The 18,033-nt window shown below is 70.7% G+C and carries 16 protein-coding genes; 7 read left to right on the top strand and 9 right to left on the bottom strand.

Translation table 11 applies throughout. The features are described 5' to 3' along the window. From hydA to AC07AG_RS07855, 5 genes are all read right to left on the bottom strand, one after another. The gene (gene hydA, locus AC07AG_RS07875) at positions 1–1,404 is read right to left on the bottom strand and encodes a dihydropyrimidinase (RefSeq protein WP_478752956.1); all 1,404 of its coding nucleotides are present in this window, start codon (positions 1,402–1,404) and stop codon (positions 1–3) included. Between the two features lie 51 nt (positions 1,405–1,455). After that, entirely contained in the window at positions 1,456–2,739 is a 1,284-nt protein-coding gene (locus AC07AG_RS07870; RefSeq protein ID WP_478752954.1) for an aspartate aminotransferase family protein, read from the bottom strand. Further along, positions 2,736–3,578 carry a nitrilase-related carbon-nitrogen hydrolase gene (locus AC07AG_RS07865; protein WP_453528230.1) on the bottom strand — a complete coding sequence of 281 codons (843 nt, stop codon included), beginning with the start codon at positions 3,576–3,578 and terminating at the stop codon, positions 2,736–2,738. Before AC07AG_RS07865 ends, AC07AG_RS07870 begins: the two co-directional genes overlap by 4 nt. A 181-nt stretch (positions 3,579–3,759) precedes the next feature. Continuing rightward, positions 3,760–5,433: a hypothetical protein gene (locus AC07AG_RS07860; RefSeq protein WP_478752952.1), complete on the bottom strand. Its 1,674-nt coding sequence runs from the start codon at positions 5,431–5,433 to the stop codon at positions 3,760–3,762. A gap of 106 nt (positions 5,434–5,539) precedes the next feature. Beyond that, positions 5,540–6,082 (bottom strand): TetR/AcrR family transcriptional regulator, encoded by a 543-nt coding sequence (locus AC07AG_RS07855; protein ID WP_478753932.1) that lies wholly within the window; start codon positions 6,080–6,082, stop codon positions 5,540–5,542. Positions 6,083–6,287: 205 nt separating this feature from the next. On the opposite strand from AC07AG_RS07855, the gene AC07AG_RS07850 reads away from it, so the two are divergent. Together AC07AG_RS07850 and AC07AG_RS07845 are read left to right on the top strand one after the other, a co-directional pair. Further along, positions 6,288–6,746, top strand: a complete 459-nt coding sequence (locus AC07AG_RS07850) for a nuclear transport factor 2 family protein (RefSeq protein ID WP_478752950.1) — start codon at positions 6,288–6,290, stop codon at positions 6,744–6,746. Continuing rightward, complete coding sequence (locus tag AC07AG_RS07845; RefSeq protein WP_478752949.1) at positions 6,743–7,594, top strand: NmrA family NAD(P)-binding protein; 852 nt, start codon at positions 6,743–6,745, stop codon at positions 7,592–7,594. The genes AC07AG_RS07850 and AC07AG_RS07845 overlap by 4 nt, the downstream gene beginning before the upstream one ends. 30 nt (positions 7,595–7,624) lie before the next feature. Here AC07AG_RS07845 and AC07AG_RS07840 read toward each other — a convergent pair whose 3' ends face one another. Beyond that, complete coding sequence (locus AC07AG_RS07840; protein ID WP_478752947.1) at positions 7,625–7,885, bottom strand: helix-turn-helix domain-containing protein; 261 nt, start codon at positions 7,883–7,885, stop codon at positions 7,625–7,627. Between the two features lie 60 nt (positions 7,886–7,945). Here AC07AG_RS07840 and map point away from each other — a divergent pair, with 60 nt between their 5' ends. Both map and AC07AG_RS07830 read left to right on the top strand, forming a co-directional pair. Beyond that, complete coding sequence (gene map, locus AC07AG_RS07835; protein ID WP_478752946.1) at positions 7,946–8,713, top strand: type I methionyl aminopeptidase; 768 nt, start codon at positions 7,946–7,948, stop codon at positions 8,711–8,713. A gap of 63 nt (positions 8,714–8,776) precedes the next feature. Then, a complete protein-coding gene (locus tag AC07AG_RS07830) occupies positions 8,777–10,681 on the top strand; it encodes a WD40 repeat domain-containing protein (protein ID WP_478752944.1) in 1,905 nt (634 codons plus the stop codon). Positions 10,682–10,720: 39 nt separating this feature from the next. Here AC07AG_RS07830 and ggt read toward each other — a convergent pair whose 3' ends face one another. Further along, positions 10,721–12,532 (bottom strand): gamma-glutamyltransferase, encoded by a 1,812-nt coding sequence (ggt, locus tag AC07AG_RS07825; protein WP_478752943.1) that lies wholly within the window; start codon positions 12,530–12,532, stop codon positions 10,721–10,723. Between the two features lie 104 nt (positions 12,533–12,636). On the opposite strand from ggt, the gene AC07AG_RS07820 reads away from it, so the two are divergent. From AC07AG_RS07820 to AC07AG_RS07810, 3 genes are all read left to right on the top strand, one after another. Next, positions 12,637–13,395, top strand: a complete 759-nt coding sequence (locus AC07AG_RS07820) for a hypothetical protein (RefSeq protein ID WP_478752941.1) — start codon at positions 12,637–12,639, stop codon at positions 13,393–13,395. Positions 13,396–13,554: 159 nt separating this feature from the next. Beyond that, the gene (locus AC07AG_RS07815; protein ID WP_478752939.1) at positions 13,555–14,754 is read left to right on the top strand and encodes a L,D-transpeptidase; all 1,200 of its coding nucleotides are present in this window, start codon (positions 13,555–13,557) and stop codon (positions 14,752–14,754) included. Between the two features lie 127 nt (positions 14,755–14,881). Continuing rightward, entirely contained in the window at positions 14,882–16,477 is a 1,596-nt protein-coding gene (locus tag AC07AG_RS07810; RefSeq protein ID WP_478752937.1) for an alpha/beta fold hydrolase, read from the top strand. A 38-nt stretch (positions 16,478–16,515) separates the two neighbouring features. Here AC07AG_RS07810 and AC07AG_RS07805 read toward each other — a convergent pair whose 3' ends face one another. Then, on the bottom strand, positions 16,516–17,385 hold the full coding sequence (locus AC07AG_RS07805) for an amino acid ABC transporter permease (RefSeq protein WP_478752935.1): 870 nt from the start codon (positions 17,383–17,385) through the stop codon (positions 16,516–16,518). Then, a complete protein-coding gene (locus tag AC07AG_RS07800) occupies positions 17,382–18,026 on the bottom strand; it encodes an amino acid ABC transporter permease (protein ID WP_478752933.1) in 645 nt (214 codons plus the stop codon). Before AC07AG_RS07800 ends, AC07AG_RS07805 begins: the two co-directional genes overlap by 4 nt. Between the last annotated feature and the right edge of the window lie 7 nt (positions 18,027–18,033).

Genomic DNA, 18,033 nt, shown 5'->3' with positions numbered 1-18,033 from the left:
CTAGCCGAGGTACTGGGTGGTGCCGCGCGGCACGTACGCGCCGTGTCCGGCGTGGCCGGTGAACTTCCGCTGGTCGATGACCACTTCACCGCGGGACAGGACGGTCTCCACCTGGCCCGTGACCTGCTTTCCCTCGTACGCGGAGTAGTCCACGTTCATGTGGTGCGTGTCCGCCGACATGACCTGCTCGGCGGCCGGGTCGTAGATGACGACGTCGGCGTCCGCGCCCGGTGCGATCGTGCCCTTCTTGCCGTACAGGCCGAACATCCTGGCCGGGCTCGCGCAGGCGATCTCGATCCAGCGGCGGCGGCTGATGTGCCCGTCCACGACCGCCTGGTGGAGGAGGTCCATGCGGTTCTCCACGCCGGGCAGGCCGTTCGGGATCTTGGAGAAGTCCCCGCGGCCCAGCTCCTTCTGCCCGACGAAGCAGAAGGGGCAGTGGTCGGTCGACACCACCTGGAGGTCGTTCGTGCGCAGTCCGCGCCACAGCGCGGCCTGGTGCTCACGCGGTCGCAGCGGGGTCGAGCAGACGTACTTGGAACCCTCGAAGCCGGGCTCCGCGAGGTTGTCCGTGGAGAGGAACAGATACTGCGGACAGGTCTCCCCGAACACCGGCAGGCCCTCGTCGCGCGCCCTGGCCAGCTCGGCCACCGCCTCCTGCGCCGACACGTGCACCACGTACACCGGCGCGCCCGCCACCTGGGCGAGCTTGATCACCCGGTGCGTCGCCTCCGCCTCCAGGAGCGCCTTGCGCACCTCGCCGTGGTAGCGCGGATCCGTCTCGCCGCGCGCGAGGGCCTGCTCCACCAGGACGTCGATGGCCAGGCCGTTCTCCGCGTGCGTCATGATCAGCCCGCCGTTGACGGCGGCCTTCTGCATCGCCCGCAGGATCTGGCCGTCGTCGCTGAAGAAGACGCCTGGATACGCGGTGAAGAGCTTGAACGAGGTGACCCCTTCCTCGATCAGCAGGTCCATCTCCCGCAGGGACTTCTCGTTGACGTCCGAGAGGATCATGTGGAAGCCGTAGTCGATCGCGCACTTGCCGTCCGCCTTCGCGTACCAGGCGTCGAGCCCGGCACGCAGCGCGTGCCCCCGGCTCTGCACCGCGAAGTCCACGATGGTGGTGGTGCCGCCCCAGGCCGCGGCCCGGGTCCCCGTCTCGAAGTCGTCGGAGGAGAACGTGCCGCCGAACGGGAAGTCCATGTGCGTGTGCGCGTCGACTCCGCCCGGAATCACGTACTTGTGGGACGCGTCGATGACGCGGTCCGCCGTCCACGCCTCGGCGGCGCCCGAGCCGTGCGCGGCGAGCGCCGCGATCCGGCCGTCCTCGATCAGCACATCGGCGTGGGTCTCTTCGGCGGCGGTGATGACGAGTCCACCGCGGATCAAGGTGCGGGTACTCATGATGGGGCGCTCCCTCTCATGCTCGTACGTTCATACCGGAAGGCACGTGAACTAGACGCTCCGCAGGGCCTGTTCGAGGATCGACGCCCCTTCTTCCGCCTCGGCGACGGTCAGCGAGAGCGGCGGGGCGATGCGCAGGACGCTGGTGTCGTGGCCGCCGCCCTTGCCGATCAGGAGTCCCCCTTCGCGGGCCGCTTCGAGCACGGCGGCGGCAGCCTGTGGACTGGCCTCGCCCGTCGCGGGATTGACCAGCTCGATGCCGATCATCAGGCCCCTGCCGCGCACTTCGCGTACGACGGGCAGCTGGGCGCAGATGGCGCGCACCCGCTCGATGAGCAGACCGCCGACGCGTCGCGCGTTGCCCTGGAGGTCGTGTTCCAGGAGATACGTGAGGTTGGCGAGGCCGGCCGCCATCGTGACCGGTGAGCCGCCGAAGGTCGAGATGGAGTTGGAGTCCAGGGAGTTCATGACCTCGGCGCTCGCGACGACGCCGCCGATGGACATGCCGTTGCCGATGCCCTTGGCGAAGGTGAGGATGTCCGGCGGGCCGCTCGCGGCATGCGCCTGCCAGCCCCAGAAGTGGTCACCGGTCCGGCCCCAGCCGGTCTGCACCTCGTCCGAGATCCACAGGACGCCGTGCTCCCACAGGACTTCGCGGAAGGCGGCGTAGAGACCGTCCGGTGGCGAGGTGAAGCCGCCGACCCCCTGGATGGGCTCGGCGATCAGTGCCGCCACTCCCCCGCGCGCCTGCCCGAGCATGTCCTTCAGGTCGGCGACGCAGGCCTCGATGAACTCGGCGTCGCTCAGCGCGGCGTACGGCCCTCGGCTGCGGACGCCCCCGTGGACGTACAGCGTCTGGAGCGGCGAGAGGCTGGTCGGCGACCAGGCGTTGTTGCCGGTGATGCCGACGGCCGTGAAGGAGCGGCCGTGGTAGCTGTTGCGCATCGCCAGGATCTGGTTCGAGCGGCGGTGCGCGGTGGCCAGGAGCAGGGCCGTGTCGTTGGCCTCGGTCCCGGACGTGGTGAAGAAGACGCGGGCGTCCGGGATGCCGGAGAGGCCCGCGACCCGCTCGGCCAGGTCGATCATCGGCCGGTTGAGGTAGAGCGTGGACGAGTGGATGATCCGCCCGGCCTGCTCGCTGACCGCCTTGGTGACCTCGGGCAGCGCGTGGGCGGTCATGGTGGTGAGGATGCCGCCGAAGAAGTCGAGGTACTGCTTGCCGTCCGCGTCCCAGACGTGGCGGCCCTCGCCGTGGGTGATCTCCAGCGGGTCGGCGTAGTAGAGCGCGAGCCACTCGGGCAGGACGGCTTTGTGGCGGGTGTGCAGATCACTCACGGCTGTACCAGTCCTTCGTACGCGTCGGGGCGGCGGTCCCGGTAGAACGCCCACTGCTGGCGTACTTCCTCGATCAGGCCCAAGTCCAGGTCCCTGACGACGAGTTCCTCGGCCTTGTCGCTCGCGGTCTCGCCGACGAACTGGCCGCGCGGGTCGACGAAGTACGACGTTCCGTAGAAGTCGTTGTCGCCGTACTCCTCGACGCCCACGCGGTTGATGGCCGCGATGAAGTACTCGTTGGCGACGGCCGCCGCGGGCTGTTCCAGCTGCCAGAGGTAGGCGGAGAGGCCGCGTGAGGTGGCGGAGGGGTTGTAGACGATCTGGGCGCCGTTCAGGCCGAGCTGGCGCCAGCCCTCGGGGAAGTGGCGGTCGTAGCAGATGTAGACGCCGACCTTGCCGACCGCCGTGTCGAAGACGGGCCAGCCCGCGTTCCCCGGCTTGAAGTAGTACTTCTCCCAGAAGCCCTTGACCTGGGGGATGTGGTGCTTGCGGTACTTCCCCAGATACGAGCCGTCGGAGTCGATCACGGCGGCGGTGTTGAAGTAGAACCCGGACTGCTCGACCTCGAAGACCGGGACGACGATGACCATGCCGGTCTCGCGGGCCAGTTCCCGCATCCGCGTGACGGTGGGTCCGTCCGGCACGGGTTCGGCCCAGCGATAGTGCTCGGCCTCCTGCACCTGGCAGAAATAGGGGGCGTTGAACACTTCCTGGAAGCCGATGATCTTCGCACCCTGGCGGGCCGCCTCGCGGGCGTGCTCCTCATGCTTGGCAATCATGGATTCGGTGTCGCCGGTCCAGGTTGCCTGAACCAGTGCGGCGCGTACGACGTTGGCCATGAGCTGCTCCTTCGACGGGACGTCAGAGAGCTTCTACGCCCGTAGACTTGGTGCGTAGACAGGAAAACGTAAGCCTCGTCGCCGGGCTGGGCAAGACCATCGCCGTTAACCGGCGGAGTCGATCATGTTTCGCACCCAACCGGGCGAGACCGGACGAGAACGCGCAGCCGAAACGGGCGCGTCAGGCGCTGAACCCGGCGACGCGCAGCGCGTGCACGAGATCCCAGTGGCGCTCGTCCGACACCCCTTGGGCCGCCTGGAGGAGCAGCGGGATGAGCCGGTAGGGATCGGTGTGCGCGCAGCCGGCCGCGTCCTCGGGGGTGCGGACGCGGAGATAGGCGTCGAGCAGCGCGCGGGCCTCGCGCTCGCGGCCCGCGTCGATCAGTGCGAGCACCGCCTCGGCGATCTCCGGTGCGGGCCGTGAGACGCCCTGCCGCAGCAGCTTGCGGCAGTCGTCGGCGCGACCGGCCCCCGCGAGGGCGTCGGCAAGCGCCACGAGCCGGTCGGGCGGCAGCGAGGCGGCCTCCCAGAGCAGCGTCGACCAGTCGGCGCCGAGGCCCGCGCGGTGCAGTTCACCGGCGAGCACGGGGATGCGCGCCGCGGGCCAGCCCGCCGCCTCGACCAGGACGCCGTGCGCCTCGCCGCTGCGGCCCTCGCCACGGAGCCGGACGAGGGCGGCGACCGCCTCGGCGGTGGCCCGCTCGGCGTCGCGGTCCGGTCCCGCGGTGCCGGGGCCCCCGGCTTCGTCGCCGCCGCCCGACCCCTCGGAGGCGTGCGCGAACCGCGCGCCGCGCGGGGTACTGGCGGCGGGCGAGGTACGCGCGGTGGGCGGCTGCCCGGCCGTCTCCGGTACGGCGACGGCATCGGCCGCGTCCGCGCCCTCGTCCTGGCCGGTGAACCCCGCGAAGCGGGCGCCTCGGGGGCGGCGCGGGCGGCGGGGCGTGTCGCGCGACTTGCGGCCCTGCTTCGGGACGCGGGGGGCGTCGTGGGACGAGGGGGCCGCCTCGGGGTCCGGGCGGGAGCCGGAGCCGGGACCGGGACCGGAATCCTGGCCGGTCGAGCCGGAGTCGACATCGACGTCGATGTCCATGCCCATGTCCATGCCGACGGAGACGGTGCGGGAGCCGGCGGGAGCCGGAGCACCTTGGCTCTCCGGGGAGTCGCCGAACTCCCGCGTCCGGACGCCCGGTTCCGAAGGTCCGGCATCGGGGTCACCGGCAGCACCGCCGAAGCCGGCCGCCCCCCGAGCCCCGAAATCCGTCGGCGCCTGCCCGTCGAAGGCGTCGAAGTCCTCGGCCGCGAAATCGTCCGACACCGGAGTCCCGAAGTCGACCCACTGCGGGCGGTCCGCCCGGTCGAGCAGCTCGATGCGCTCCCGGAGTTCCGCGCACCGCGCGGTCGCCCGCTCGTGGTCGTCGCGGACCCAGGCCAGATCGCGCTGGAGCCGCTCCACCTCGTGCGGCGTGGCCGCGGCCGCGAGCGCGCGGCCCAGGTCCGCCTGCCGTTCCACGGCGAACCGCTGCTCGGTGAGCATCATGTCGAGGCGCTCGCCGAGCAGCCCGCGACCGCCGGGCCGCGCGTCGTACGCGGCCAGCGAGGCACCGTGCAGCGCCCGCGCCCGCTCCGTCTCCCGCTCGGCGACCTGCGCCCCGTACCCGGTGGCCAGATCGTGCAGCAGCGCCTCCAGCACATCCCAGGGGGGCACTTCCGAGCCATCCAGGCAGGCCTGCATCCCCTCGGGGTCACGGGACCAGAACACGCCGCACCACCCGGCGCCCGGATCGAGCCGCGCCAGGAGATCTCTGAGGTACCTCGCGAACTCCCGCACCTGATCCGGGAGTTGTCCTACTGCCATCCGAGCCAGCACCGCCCCATGGAGCCTGGAGTGTTCCGGTCCGGAAGATAACACCAGTCGTGTTACGGGACGACTACACGTGGTTTTCCGGCCGACCCACAGCACCTCACACGCCGTCGTCCGCACCGTGAGCGAGCACGGAGGCGCACAGCCTCCGCAGCCCTGCGTGCAACTGGCCGGGGCTCGCGCCCTGGCTGGTCAGATGCTCGACGAGGTCGCTGCGGACGGCGGCGAGCAGGGCGTGCCCGAGGTAGTCGGCATCCTCGCGTCCGTGCACGCCGGTCAGCATCCCGGCGATTTCGGAGTGCCACAGGTCGTAGGCGGGGTTGAGGTAGGGGCTGCCGGCCCCGGCCCGGTCCAGGGCCAGCATCAGCGCGCGCCGGCTCAGCTTGAGGTCGAGGAGGGCCGCCATGAGCGCGGGCAGCCGTTCGGCGACCGGTCCGCCGGGCCCCAACGGCGGCGGCCCGTCGACGACTTGCTCGCGCAGCTGCTGCGTCTCCTCCACGACCAGCGCCCTGACCAGGCCGATGCGGTCGGAGAAGTGCCGGAAGACCGTGCCTTTGCCGGCCCCGGCGGCCTGGGCGATGTCGGCCATCTTGACGGTGTCGGGGTCGGCCGCGTCCTGGAACAGACGGGCGGCGGCGGCCAGCAGCGCGGCCCTGTTGCGGACGGAGTCGGCTCTCTCCTTGCGGGCGGTGATGGTTCCTCCTCGATGACGGGCGACTCGGTGACGGGTGACGGGGTGACGGGCGACTCGGTGGCGGGCGAACGGAACGGCGGTACTGCCACCAGCATAAGTCGACCCCGGGTCCGGTACTTGTAAACGGACCCGGGGTCAGGTTAACGTCGCCCCCATGACGACACCCCCCGCAACGCACCCTTCACCCACCGACGTCTTCTCCCGCTCCCTCGACCTCCTCCTCGCCAAGGACATCGACGGCTGGGTCGCCCTCTGGGCGCCGGACGGAGTCTTCGAGTTCCCCTTCGCCCTCCCCGGGGCCCCGCACCGGCTCGTCGGCCGCGACGCCGTGCGCGCCTACATGGCGGACTACCCCGACCACATCGACCTGCGGAGCTTCGAGGACCTGACGATCCACCGCACCGAGGACCCCGGGACGATCGTCGTGGAGCTGCGCGGCACCGGCCGGGCGGTCGCCACGGGGCGCCCCTTCGACATGCCGTACATCCAGGTCGTCACCGTCCACGAGGGACGGATCACGCGGTTCCGCGACTACTGGAACGGCGCGCTGGCGGCCGACGCCTTCGACGGCCCGATCCCCGTCGGCGCCTCGCACTCCGGAGAGGCCCGATGACCATGCGATTCCTCATCACCGGCGGCACCGGCACCACCGGCAGCCGCGTGGCCAGAGCACTGGACGACCAGGGCATGTCCGTACGCGTCGCGAGCCGCGCCCCGGCGCCGGGCACCCGCCAGGTCCGCTTCGACTGGACCGACCCCTCCACCCACGGCCCCGCCCTCACCGGCACGGACGGCGTCTATCTGGTGCCGCCCATCGGGGACGCCACCCCCGCCCGGCTGATGGTGCCGTTCCTGGAACAGGCCCTGGCCGCGGGCGTACGCCGGTTCGTGCTCCTGAGCTCATCCGCCATCGAGGAGGGCGACCCCGGGGCCGGGGAGGTGCACCGGGCGCTGCGTCAACTGGTCCCGGAGTGGGCGGTGTTGCGCCCCTCCTGGTTCATGCAGAACTTCGTCACCCCGGGGCATCCGCACGTCGAGAGCATCCGCGCCGCGGACGAGATCGTGACGGCCACGGGGCAGGGCCGGGTGGCGTTCGTCGACGCGGGCGACATCGCGGCCGTCGCCGCAGTGGCCCTGACGGACGAGCGGCCGCACAACGCGGCACATCTGATCACCGGGCCACAGGCGCTCGGCTACGCGGACGTCGCGGAGGCGGTCTCCAAGGTCTCGGGGCGCGGGATCCGCCATCGCTCCGTCCCCGTGGCGGACTTCCGCGAGCGGCTCGTCGCCACCGGGATGCCCGAGGCGTTCGCCCGCGTGCTCGCCGCCATGGACGACTCCATCGCGCACGGGTCCGAGGACCGCGTGGACCTCGCCGTCGAGCGGATCACCGGCAGGCAGGCCCGCGGCTTCGCGGACTTCGCCGCCGAGCACGCCGCCGCGTGGGCCCCGGGGCGATGACCCCATGAGCCCGGCGGCCCGCGCAGACCCTCACACAGGGGCGAGCGGCACCAGCGCGCAGGCCTGAGCCACCTCGTCCAGCGAGAGGCCCAGCGCCACCGCCAGGGCCGACACGGTGAAGAACGCGGGCGTCGGGGCCCGCCCCGTCTCGATCTTGCGGAGTGTCTCCGCGGAGAGTCCGGCGCTCGCGGCGACCTCCACCATGCTCCGCTCGCCACGCGCCGAACGCAGCAGGCGGCCGAGACGCTCACCGCGTTCGCGCTCTTCTGGGGTCAGGGGGGTCCGCACCATGCGGCCATCCTAGTCCCGCCGCGTACAGAAAGCCATTCTCATACCGGTACAGTAATTGGCATGGTCGAACTCAAGACGGACACATCCATCGACGCCATGCGCGAAGCGGGCCGGGTCGTCGCCCAGGCCCTGACGGCGGTGCGGGAGGCGGCGGGCGTCGGCGTCTCGCTGCTCGAGCTGGACGAGGTGGCGCACGCCGTGCTGCGGGACGCGGGCGCGACATCGCCCTTCCTCGGCTACCGCCCCTCCTTCGCCCCCACCCCCTTCCCCGCCGTCCTGTGCACCTCCGTGAACGACGCGATCGTGCACGGGATCCCGACCGACTACCGCCTGCGGGACGGCGACCTGCTCTCCGCGGACTTCGGCGCCGAACTGGGCGGCTGGGCGGGCGACTCCGCGATCAGCTTCACCGTCGGGACCGCCCGCCCCGACGACGTACACCTCATCGAGACCGCCGAGCGCGCCCTGGAGGCGGGCATCGCCGCGGCCGTCGTGGGAAATCGCATCGGCGACATCGCGCACGCGATCGGCACGGTGTGCAGGGAGGCGGGCTTCGGCATTCCGGAGGGCTTCGGCGGCCACGGCATCGGGCGCCGCATGCACGAGGACCCGGGCGTCCCGAACGAAGGCCCCGCGGGCCGCGGCATGCCCCTGAAGCACGGCATGGCCCTGGCCATCGAGCCCATGGTGATCGCCAGCGGCAGCGACGACTACCACCCGGCGCGGGACGGCTGGACCCTGTGCACGAACGACGGCAGCCGCGCGGCCCACGCGGAGCACACGGTGGCGATCACGGACGGGGGCCCGCGCATCCTCACGGCCCTGTGACTCCGCACAGCACTGTGACGCCGCGGCGACATCCGTCACGTAGATCATCCGTACGATGCATCGGTGACACACGAGATCATTGATTACGGACAGTTCGCGGACCGGATGGAGCGTCAACAGGGGCGCCCGCGCTGGTCGTTGCTCGACGAGGTGCAGCGGGAGTGGGGGTACGAGGACCCGGGCGGCGAGCCCGGCCACTCCCGCTGGGGCGGCGAGAACAAGGAGCACGGCGTCGACTGGGACCTGCCGGTCCCCCTCGCGCTGAACGAATGGTGGGACTCCCCGCTCAACTCCTTCGCCTTCAACCCGCGCCTGTACTGGGTCCACACGCAGTGGCCGCCCAAGATCTCCGAGCTCGACGTGGAATCGACGGACGGGGCCGGCGGGATCGTCGCCCCCGATGACGACGCGCGCGTGTGCGTGTTCATGTCCGAGTACCACTACGCCCACGAGTGGGGCTACCTCGCCGCCGAGGCCGAACTCCCCGACCCCCGCGTCCTGGTGAGCGTCGGCGGGGCGTGGATGGTGCAGAGCCGCTCGCTCTCCGAGTTCCTGATGCAGCTCGCCTTCGAGCGGATGCCCGCGCACTACGGCTGGACGCTGCGGTTCGGGCGCGACACCGTCGACGCCGACCCCGAGATCGTGCGCCGCCTGGAGACCTCGTACCGCGAACTGGGTCTGCTGCCCTGGCAGGAGATGGGCACCGACGCGCTCTCGTACGGCGCTCCGGACGCGGTCATACGTCACGGACGCGGCCCTGGCGCCGACTTCAAGATCGTGATCAACGCCCGCACCCGCGACGCCCTGCTCGACGTCGCCCGCACTCTGGGCCTCCGGTGGACGGACAAGGACATCCGTCCGCCGGCTGAAGTGCCCCTGCCGCTGGAGGACTTGGGGCCGGTCGCGCTCTCCGCGGGAGACAGCGACCCGCGCGGCCGGTGGACGGTCCTCACCCGCGAGTTCCCGCAGCCGCCCGTCGTCGCCGGAGCGGCGGCCGCGCTCGTCGAGACCCCGGGCACGCTCAGGGCGGTGGCCTCGCTCCACGGGGCGACGCTGCTCGTCGCGGGTGACACGGAAGGCCGCGTGCACGTCCGCGAGACGGACGACGAGGACCCTGAGACCATCACCCTCGGCCTGCACCGCGCGCCGGTGACCTCCGTGACCTGCCTGGAGCTCGCGACCGGCACGCGCCTGGTCCTCAGCGGCGACGCCCACGGCGTGATCCGCTACTGGTCGACCCGCCGCAAGCCGTTGCGCGCGCCGTTCGCCCGCAGGAGCACCCCGGTCGCCTCACTCGCCGCCGCGGTCCTGCCGACCGGGCCCGCGCTCGCCGCGGCCTGGGCGGACGGCCTCGTACGCGTCTGGGACCTGGCGTCCGACGCGGTGGCCAACCTGCGCCTCGGCACCGGCATCAAGTTCCTCGGTCTCGACGCGGTGGGCACGGAGGGCACGGACGGCACTGTCGGCGCTGTCGGCATCCTGCGCGTCACGGACGCGGACTCCACGGCCGCGCTCCGCCTCGACCTGGCCAAGCTGTGGCCGCACCGCGACCTCCAACTGCGCCTGGAGAGCGTCGACTGGGGCTCCCTGTGGACGGCGCGCGGCCCCGGTCACATGGTCCCCGAGCTGATCGGCAAGGTGGCGTCGGACGACAAGAAGACGGCCATGGACGCCGTCCACGACCTCTACCGCCTCCTCGTCTCCAAGGAGGCGGCATCGACCGCGGCCGTTCCGGCGATCCCGTTCCTGGTCGACCTCATGACGGACCCGGACAACCGCTCGCGCAGCACGCTGCTGCTCCTGATCGCGGACCTGGCGGACGTCCACCAGGCCCGCGGCGGCCGGGGCGACGCCCAACTGGCTGCCGTACGCGATGCGTTGCCCGCGTTGCGCCACCTGCACGAAGACCCGGAGGGCCCGATCCGCTGGGCGGCCAACGAGCTGGAGCAGAACTGCGCGGCGCGCTGAGCCGGCCGGGCGGGCCGTGCGGCCCGCCCGGCCCGTGTCTCAGCCAGGCCGCACCACCATCGCCGACCCGCCACCGCGACGCACCTTCTCCGCCGCGGCCAGCCACTTGCCACCCGGCAGCCGCTGCACTCCGGTCGCCGCACCGATCTCCGGGTTCTGCTTGAACGAGTGCCCGATCGCCTCCAGGTCGGCCCGCACCGGGCTCTCCCAGAGGCCCGGCTCCAGCTCGGTCTGGGCGGCGTTGCGCTGACTCGCGCGCGGCGCGGCGATCGCGTCGACGAGCGGGAGACCCCGGTCGACGAAGCCCGTGAGGGTCTGCAGGACGGTCGTGATGATCGTGGCACCGCCCGGCGAGCCGAGGGCGACCACCGGCTTGCCCTTATCCAGGACGATCGTCGGCGCGATCGAGGACCTGGGCCGCTTCCCCGGGCCCGGCAGGTTCGGGTCGTGCACGGCCGGGTCGGCCGGTGCGAAGGAGAAGTCGGTCAGTTCGTTGTTGAGCAGGAAGCCGCGTCCGGGCACGGTGATCCCGCTGCCGCCCGTCGACTCGATGGTCAGGGTGTAGGCGACGACGTTGCCCCACTTGTCGGCGGCCGTGAGGTGCGTCGTGTTCTCCCCTTCGTACGTGGTCGGTGCGGCCTTGTCGCCGGACTTGCAGGCCGCCGGATCACGCGGGTTCCCCGGCGCGAGAGGGCTCTTGAGGACCGCGTCGTCGCGGATCAGGCACTCCCGCGAGTCGGCGAACTTCTGCGAGAGCAGCTCCTTCGTCGGTACGTCCTCGAAGGCGGGGTCCCCCACCCAGCGCCCCCGGTCTGCGAAGGCCACGCGGCTCGCCTCGATGAAGCGGTGCAGGTACTTCTTCTTCGACGCCTTCGAGAGGTCGGTCCGCTCCAGGATGTTGAGCGCCTCGCCGACGGTGGTGCCGCCGGAGGACGAGGGAGCCATCGAGTAGACGTCGAGCCCGCGGTAGGAGGTCTTCGTCGGCGCCTGCCGCTTCACCGCGTAGGCCTTCAGGTCCTTCGCGGACAGATCGCCGGGCCGGGCCACCCGCCCGGACGCCGGGTCCACGGGCGGTTTGTTCACGGTGCGTACGACGTCCTTGCCGATGCCGCCCCGGTAGAGCGCCCCGACGCCCTTGCGCCCCAGCTCCTCGTACGTCCGCGCGAGATCGGGGTTCTTGAACGTCGAGCCGACCACGGGCAGCGCGCCGCCGGGCAGGAAGAGCTTGGCCGTGTCCGGGAAGTCGGCGAACCGCTCCTGGTTCGACTCGGTCTGCGAGCGGAAGGTGCCGTCCACCGTGAACCCGTCGCGCGCGAGCCGCTCGGCGGGCTTCAGGAGCGTGCCGAGCCGCTTGCTCCCCCACCGGTCGAGCGCGGACTGCCAGGTCGCGGGCGTGCCGGGCGTGCCCACGCCGAGGCCGCTGGTGACGGCGTCCGCGAACGGGATCGGCTTGCCGTTCTCCAGGAAGAGGCCGGAGTCGGCGGTGCGCGGGGCCGTCTCGCGGCCGTCGATCGTGCTCACCTTGCGGCTCTTGGCGTCGTAGTGGACGAAGTAGCCGCCGCCCCCGACACCCGCCGAGTAGGGCTCGGTCACGCCGAGGGCCGCCGCGGTGGCGACCGCCGCGTCCACCGCGTTGCCGCCCTTCTTCAGGACCTCGATCCCGGCGGCCGACGCGTCCGCGTCGACGCTGGAGACCGCGCCGCCGGAGCCGACGGCCACCGGCGCCTTCTCCGGGGACCGCGAGGCCGGTTCAGCTGAGCGCGGAGACGAAGGGGGCACGGCCGCTCCGACCGACACCAACACCCCTCCGACCGCCAATAGCGTCAGATTCCGTACGACAGCACGACGCATTCGTACCTCCAGTCAACAACCGTCTGCGCAGCGTAACTTCGGTTCACCCACCACGTCAGGACCCCCTCGAACACGGGTCCTAGAGCCCGCTAGCATGCGCCCCCATGACTGAAGACGTGCGCAATATCGTCCTCGGCCTGATCGCGGCCGGCCTCGGTGCCGTGCTGGGCTGGCTCGCCCGTACCTACCTCTGGCGGCGCAAGCTCCGCCGCAAGCAGGCCTTCTTCGGGCTGCCCGACAACTCCGAGTCGCTGCTCGTGGTCAACCGCGAGGCGGGCGGCCCCGAGCTCACCGTCGTACGTCACGACGTGTTCGCGCTCCTCGAACTGGCCGCGCTGATCAAGGACTGCGGGGCGCACGCCCAGCTCGTCGCGCACGACGCCGCCCAGCAGAGCTTCGGTGAACGCACCGAGTTCTGCGTCGGCTCCCCCACGGCCAACCGCCGGATGGCCGCGCACATGCACTCCCTGCTGCCCGGGGTCCGCATCAACACCGACCCGGAGCCAGGACCCGACCGCGGGGCCTTCCAGGTCGGCAGCGAGCGGTACCGCATGGAGGGCGGCATCACGGAGTACGTGATCCTCGCGCGGCTCACCGCGGGGCAGGGCCAGGAGGCGAGACCCGTCTTCCTCTTCTGCGGCCAGCGCGCGATCACCAACCAGGCGGCGACCCGCTATCTCGCCCGGCACCACGAGCGCCTCGCCCGCAAGCACGGCGCGAACACCTTCGTGCTGCTCCTGAAGGTCGTCAACTCCCAGGCGTACGGTCCCGACGTCGTCGAGCTCGTCGGTGACGTCACCCGCGCCGCCCAGGCCCCGGCTCCCGCGACCGCTCCGGCGCGCACGTCCCATCGCGCCAAGTAGGCGGCCGGCCACCGAGCGCCGACCACCGGGCGTCGGCCCGCGCACCCGGCCGATATCCCGCCTCTGTGACCTATTCGGCAATTCGGGGCAAGAGACAACCCATCGGGACCTTTGGCCATCTCACCGTGCAGTTCCACATTCGCACGGAGGTACGTTCCCTTGAGGCCCCTGAGCTCGCCGAGTCACCGACGCCCGATACGCACCCGCCACACCGGGGCCGCGGTCACGGCCGCCGGCCTTGCGGCACTGGCCGCCGCGCTGACCGCCTGTTCGGGCAGCACCCCGGCGTCCGCGAATACGAATGCCGACAAGCCGGACATATCAGTCAACTTGCGGGGCAAGCAGGCCAAGGCGGGCTCCCCGGTCGAGGTGAAGCTGGCCGACGGCAAGCTGAAGAAGGTCACGGTCGCCGACTCCAAGGGCACGAAGTTCACCGGCAAGGTCGGCGCGAACGGCAGGACCTGGACGTCGGACCGCAAGGCGGCGCCCGGCACCGCGTACAAGGTCGAGGCGACGACGGCCGAGGGCGGCAGCGCGCAGACCTCCTTCAGGACGGCCGCCCCGGAGCAGGTGAACAAGCTGAGCCTGACGCCCGGCAAGGACACCACGGTCGGCGTCGCGCAGCCCCTGTCGGTCGTCTTCGACCACCCGGTGAAGAACAAGGCCGAGATCGAGAAGCACCTGAAGGTGACGACCTCGAACGACACCACCGGATCCTGGGGCTGGATCAAGAACTACGACGGCAAGGACCGCATCGACTGGCGGCCCAAGGACTACTGGAAGTCCGGCACGAAGGTGAAGCTCGACGCCCAGCTCAACGGCATCGACTCGGGCACGGGCGGCGGCTGGTTCGTCCGTGACTACGTCACCGGCTTCACGGTCGGCAAGAGCCAGAAGGTCAAGGTCGACCTCGACAGCAAGCAGGCGACGCTCGTACGCGACGGGCAGAGCGTCAGGACCGTCCCGATGTCGGCGGGCACCCCCGGCGGCGACAAGGCGTCCTGGGGCGGCACGTCCGTCCTGATGGCCAAGGAGGGCACGATCAACATGCGCTCCGAGACGGTCGGCCTGGGCGACGCCTACGACAAGATGGTCGACAACTCGATGCGTCTGACCTGGTCGGGCATGTACGCGCACGCGGCCCCCTGGAACGCCTCGTACTTCGGCAACACCAACCACAGCTCGGGCTGCATCGGCATGAGCGACGGCGACGCCTCCTGGCTCTACGGCCAGGTCCAGGTCGGCGACCCCTTCGAGGTCTCCGGCAGCGGCTCGAAGGGCGTCCCGGACCCGGGCAACGGCTACGGCGAGTGGAACATCTCCTGGACCGACTGGCAGATGAAGAGCGCGCTGCACTGACACGCGCCGCGTCGAAGGTAGATCACTCAACAATCGTTACCGGGGCGTAACTTACCGACGGGTTACCCCCGGTAAGAACACGAGGTTACCGTCGGGTCACTTTGCTTGCACGAGTAAGGAGTGACCCGTGGGACAACCGCGCAAGGCTCTGCGTACGACCACCGTGGGCGCCGTGTCGGCGACTCTCGTCGCCGGCGCCGCCTTCGGCATCGCCCCGGCCGCCCAAGCGGCTCCGGCGGCCGCCCCACAGGCGGCGAGCTCCTCGGACGTGCGCTTCGTCGACATCCCCGGCGACGGCGGCACGATCCTCAAGGCCAACGTCTTCACCCCCAAGGGCGCGAAGGCGGGCGCCAAGTACCCCGCGATCGTGCTGCCCACCAGCTGGGCCATGCCGCAGATCGAGTACGTCGCGCAGGCCCAGAAGCTCGCGAACTCCGGCTACGTGGTGGTCAGTTACAACTCGCGCGGCTTCTGGCAGTCCGGCGGCGAGATCGAGACCGGCGGCCCCGAGGACATCGCGGACGCCTCCAAGGTCATCGACTGGACCCTGGAGAACACCCCGGCCGACCCCGAGAAGATCGGCATGGGCGGCGTCTCGTACGGCGCGGGCATCAGCCTGCTCGCCGCCGGGCACGACAAGCGGATCAAGGCCGTCGCCGCGCTCAGCGGCTGGGGCGACCTGATCGACTCGATCTACAGCGGCCGTACCCAGCACGCCCAGGCCGCCGGGCTCCTCGGCGGCGCCGGTGTCCTCACGGGCCGTCCGAGCCCCGAACTCCAGCAGACCCTCAAGGACTTCCTCGGGTCCAACCTGGACAAGGAGGACGAGATGATCGCGTGGGGCGCCAAGCGCTCCCCCGCGACCTACATCGACCAGATCAACAAGAACGGCGCGGCCGTCATGATGGGCAACGCCTGGGGCGACACCATCTTCCCGCCCAACCAATACGCCAAGTTCTACGAGCAGTTGACGGGCCCCAAGCGCCTGGAATTCCGGCCAGGCGACCATGCGACATCCGAGTTGACCGGCCTGCTCGGGCTGCCCAACGACACCTGGACCTCCACCCAGCGCTGGTTCGACCGCTACCTCAAGGGCGAGAAGAACGGCGTCGACACCGAGCAGCCCGTCCAGCTCAAGTCCCGTTCCACGGGCGGCTACGAGGGCTATCCCGACTGGAAGTCCGTCGGCGCGACGAAGAAGAAGATCGACCTGGCGGGGTCCACCACGATCCGCACGAACGTCGACTCGGGCGCCAACGGCGGCACGGTGCTGCTCTCGAACGCCCTCGACCAGTTCCTCAAGATCCCGCCGGTGGCCTCGATGCCGCTGCTCCCGAGGCGTTACGCGGGCGTCTGGCAGTCCGAGAAGTACGCCACGGACCAGCGGGTGCGCGGGACGGCGAAGCTGCACACCACGCTCACCAGCACCAAGGAGAGCGGCACCCTCGTCGCGTACCTCTACGACGTGGGCCCGCTCGGCCTCGGCAAGCTGGTCAGCAACGCGCCGTACACCTTCCACGGCAAGACCCCCGGCCAGCCGTTCGGCGTGGACCTGGAGTTGTTCTCCACGGCCTACGACGTTCCGGCAGGACACAGGCTCGCCCTGGTGGTCGACACGGTCGACCCGCTCTACATCGAGCACAACCCGTCCGGCGCGCAGCTGACCTTCTCCTCGCCCGCGTCCGACCCGTCGTACGTGTCGGTCCCGCTGCGCGAACAGTGATCACCGGCTGCTGCCGGGTCGGGCCCTGGCCCCTTTAGCTACTGCACACCCGGCAGCAGCGTCCCTGGTTCGGCCGGGGCCACGTCCGCGGCCTCGGTCTTGGGATTGCGCCGCTGTCGTTTGGACACCCACTGGGCGAACCACGAGAGCAGCATGCACATCCCGATGTAGATCGGCGAGATCACCAGAACCACGGGGATGAAAGGTAGATCGTAGTCGAGGTTCGACGCGATCAGCTTCCCGGCGTGGAGGAACTCCTCATAGGTGATCAGATAGCCGAGCGAGGTGTCCTTGAGTGCGACCACCAACTGGCTGATGATGGCGGGCAGCATGGCGCGCACGGCCTGCGGCACGAGGACGTGCGTCATCACCTGCGTCTTGCGCATCCCGAGCGCGTACGCCGCCTCCCGCTGCCCGCGCTCCACGGAGTTCACGCCCGAGCGGAAGACCTCGGCGAGCACCGAGCCGTTGTAGAGCGTGAGCCCCGCGACCAGGGCCGGCAGCGGCTGGACCTTCAGCGCCACGAAGACGAAGAAGATCATCACCAGGACCGGCATCGCGCGGAAGAACTCCACGAGAAGCGTGGCCAGCCAGCGCACGGGACGGTGGTCGGAGAGCCGCCCCATGGCGAGCAGCCCGCCGAGCGCGAGCGCGAGGACCGCGGAGATGGCGAAGGCCTTGAGCGTGTTCCCCAGGCCCTTCAGGAGGAGTTCCTGGATGCCCTTGTACTCGAAGGGCGTCCACTTCGTCGCGGTGAACTGGTCGGTGTCGAAGAGCAGATAGATGATCCAGCCGACCAGGGCGAGCAGGACCACGGTGGAGAGCAGCCCGTAGAGCTTGTGTCTGCGCTCGGTCTTGGGGCCCGGCACGTCGTAGAGGGCGGTGGATTCGTGGGAGAGGGCTTTCATCGGGCGACTCCCCAGCGCTTCTCGAGGACATTGAAGACGGCGCTGATGGCGAGGGTGATGATCAGGTAGCCGACGGCGATCCAGACGAACGTCCAGATGATGTTGTAGCCGAGCTCACTGAGCGTCTTGTACGTGCCGAGCAGTTCGGTGACGCTGAACGCGCCGGCGATGGCCGAGTTCTTGGCGAGGGCGATGAGGGTGGAGCCGACCGGCGGGATGACGGACCGGAAGGCCTGCGGGAGCACGACCATGGACAGCGTCTGTCCGAAGGTCATCCCCAGGCTGCGGGCGGCCTCGCCCTGACCCTTGGGAACGGTGTTGATGCCCGAGCGCAGTGCCTCACAGATGAAGGCGGAGGTGTAGCAGCCGAGCGCGAGGACGGCGAACACCTTGAAGGGGAGCACGAGTCCGAAGCGCGGGAGCCCGAGCAGCACCGCGAAGAAGAGCAGCGTGAGCGGGGTGTTGCGCAGGACCGCCACCCAGGCCGTGCCGAACGCCCGGAAGGAGCCGACCGGAGCCACTCGGAACGACGCCATGATGAAGCCGAGCACGAGGGCGAGGATGGAGGCGTAGACGGTGAGTTCGACGGTGCCGAGGAACCCTTTGCCGAAGGTGGAGAAGTTGTCTGTCAGTACGTCCACGACGCCT

This window comes from Streptomyces sp. NPDC044044 (genome assembly GCF_056434405.1).
This window is presented reverse-complemented; position numbering and strand designations above follow the sequence as displayed.

Bases quoted from the DNA above. Each gene is read 5' to 3' on its own strand.
- hydA (WP_478752956.1), bottom strand. From the start codon at position 1,404: ATGAGTACCCGCACCTTGATCCGCGGTGGACTCGTCATCACCGCCGCC.
- AC07AG_RS07865 (WP_453528230.1), bottom strand. From the start codon at position 3,578: ATGGCCAACGTCGTACGCGCCGCACTGGTTCAGGCAACCTGGACCGGC.
- AC07AG_RS07860 (WP_478752952.1), bottom strand. From the start codon at position 5,433: ATGGCAGTAGGACAACTCCCGGATCAGGTGCGGGAGTTCGCGAGGTAC.
- AC07AG_RS07850 (WP_478752950.1), top strand. From the start codon at position 6,288: ATGACGACACCCCCCGCAACGCACCCTTCACCCACCGACGTCTTCTCC.
- AC07AG_RS07845 (WP_478752949.1), top strand. From the start codon at position 6,743: ATGACCATGCGATTCCTCATCACCGGCGGCACCGGCACCACCGGCAGC.
- AC07AG_RS07840 (WP_478752947.1), bottom strand. From the start codon at position 7,885: ATGGTGCGGACCCCCCTGACCCCAGAAGAGCGCGAACGCGGTGAGCGT.
- map (WP_478752946.1), top strand. From the start codon at position 7,946: ATGGTCGAACTCAAGACGGACACATCCATCGACGCCATGCGCGAAGCG.
- ggt (WP_478752943.1), bottom strand. From the start codon at position 12,532: ATGCGTCGTGCTGTCGTACGGAATCTGACGCTATTGGCGGTCGGAGGG.
- AC07AG_RS07820 (WP_478752941.1), top strand. From the start codon at position 12,637: ATGACTGAAGACGTGCGCAATATCGTCCTCGGCCTGATCGCGGCCGGC.
- AC07AG_RS07805 (WP_478752935.1), bottom strand. From the start codon at position 17,385: ATGAAAGCCCTCTCCCACGAATCCACCGCCCTCTACGACGTGCCGGGC.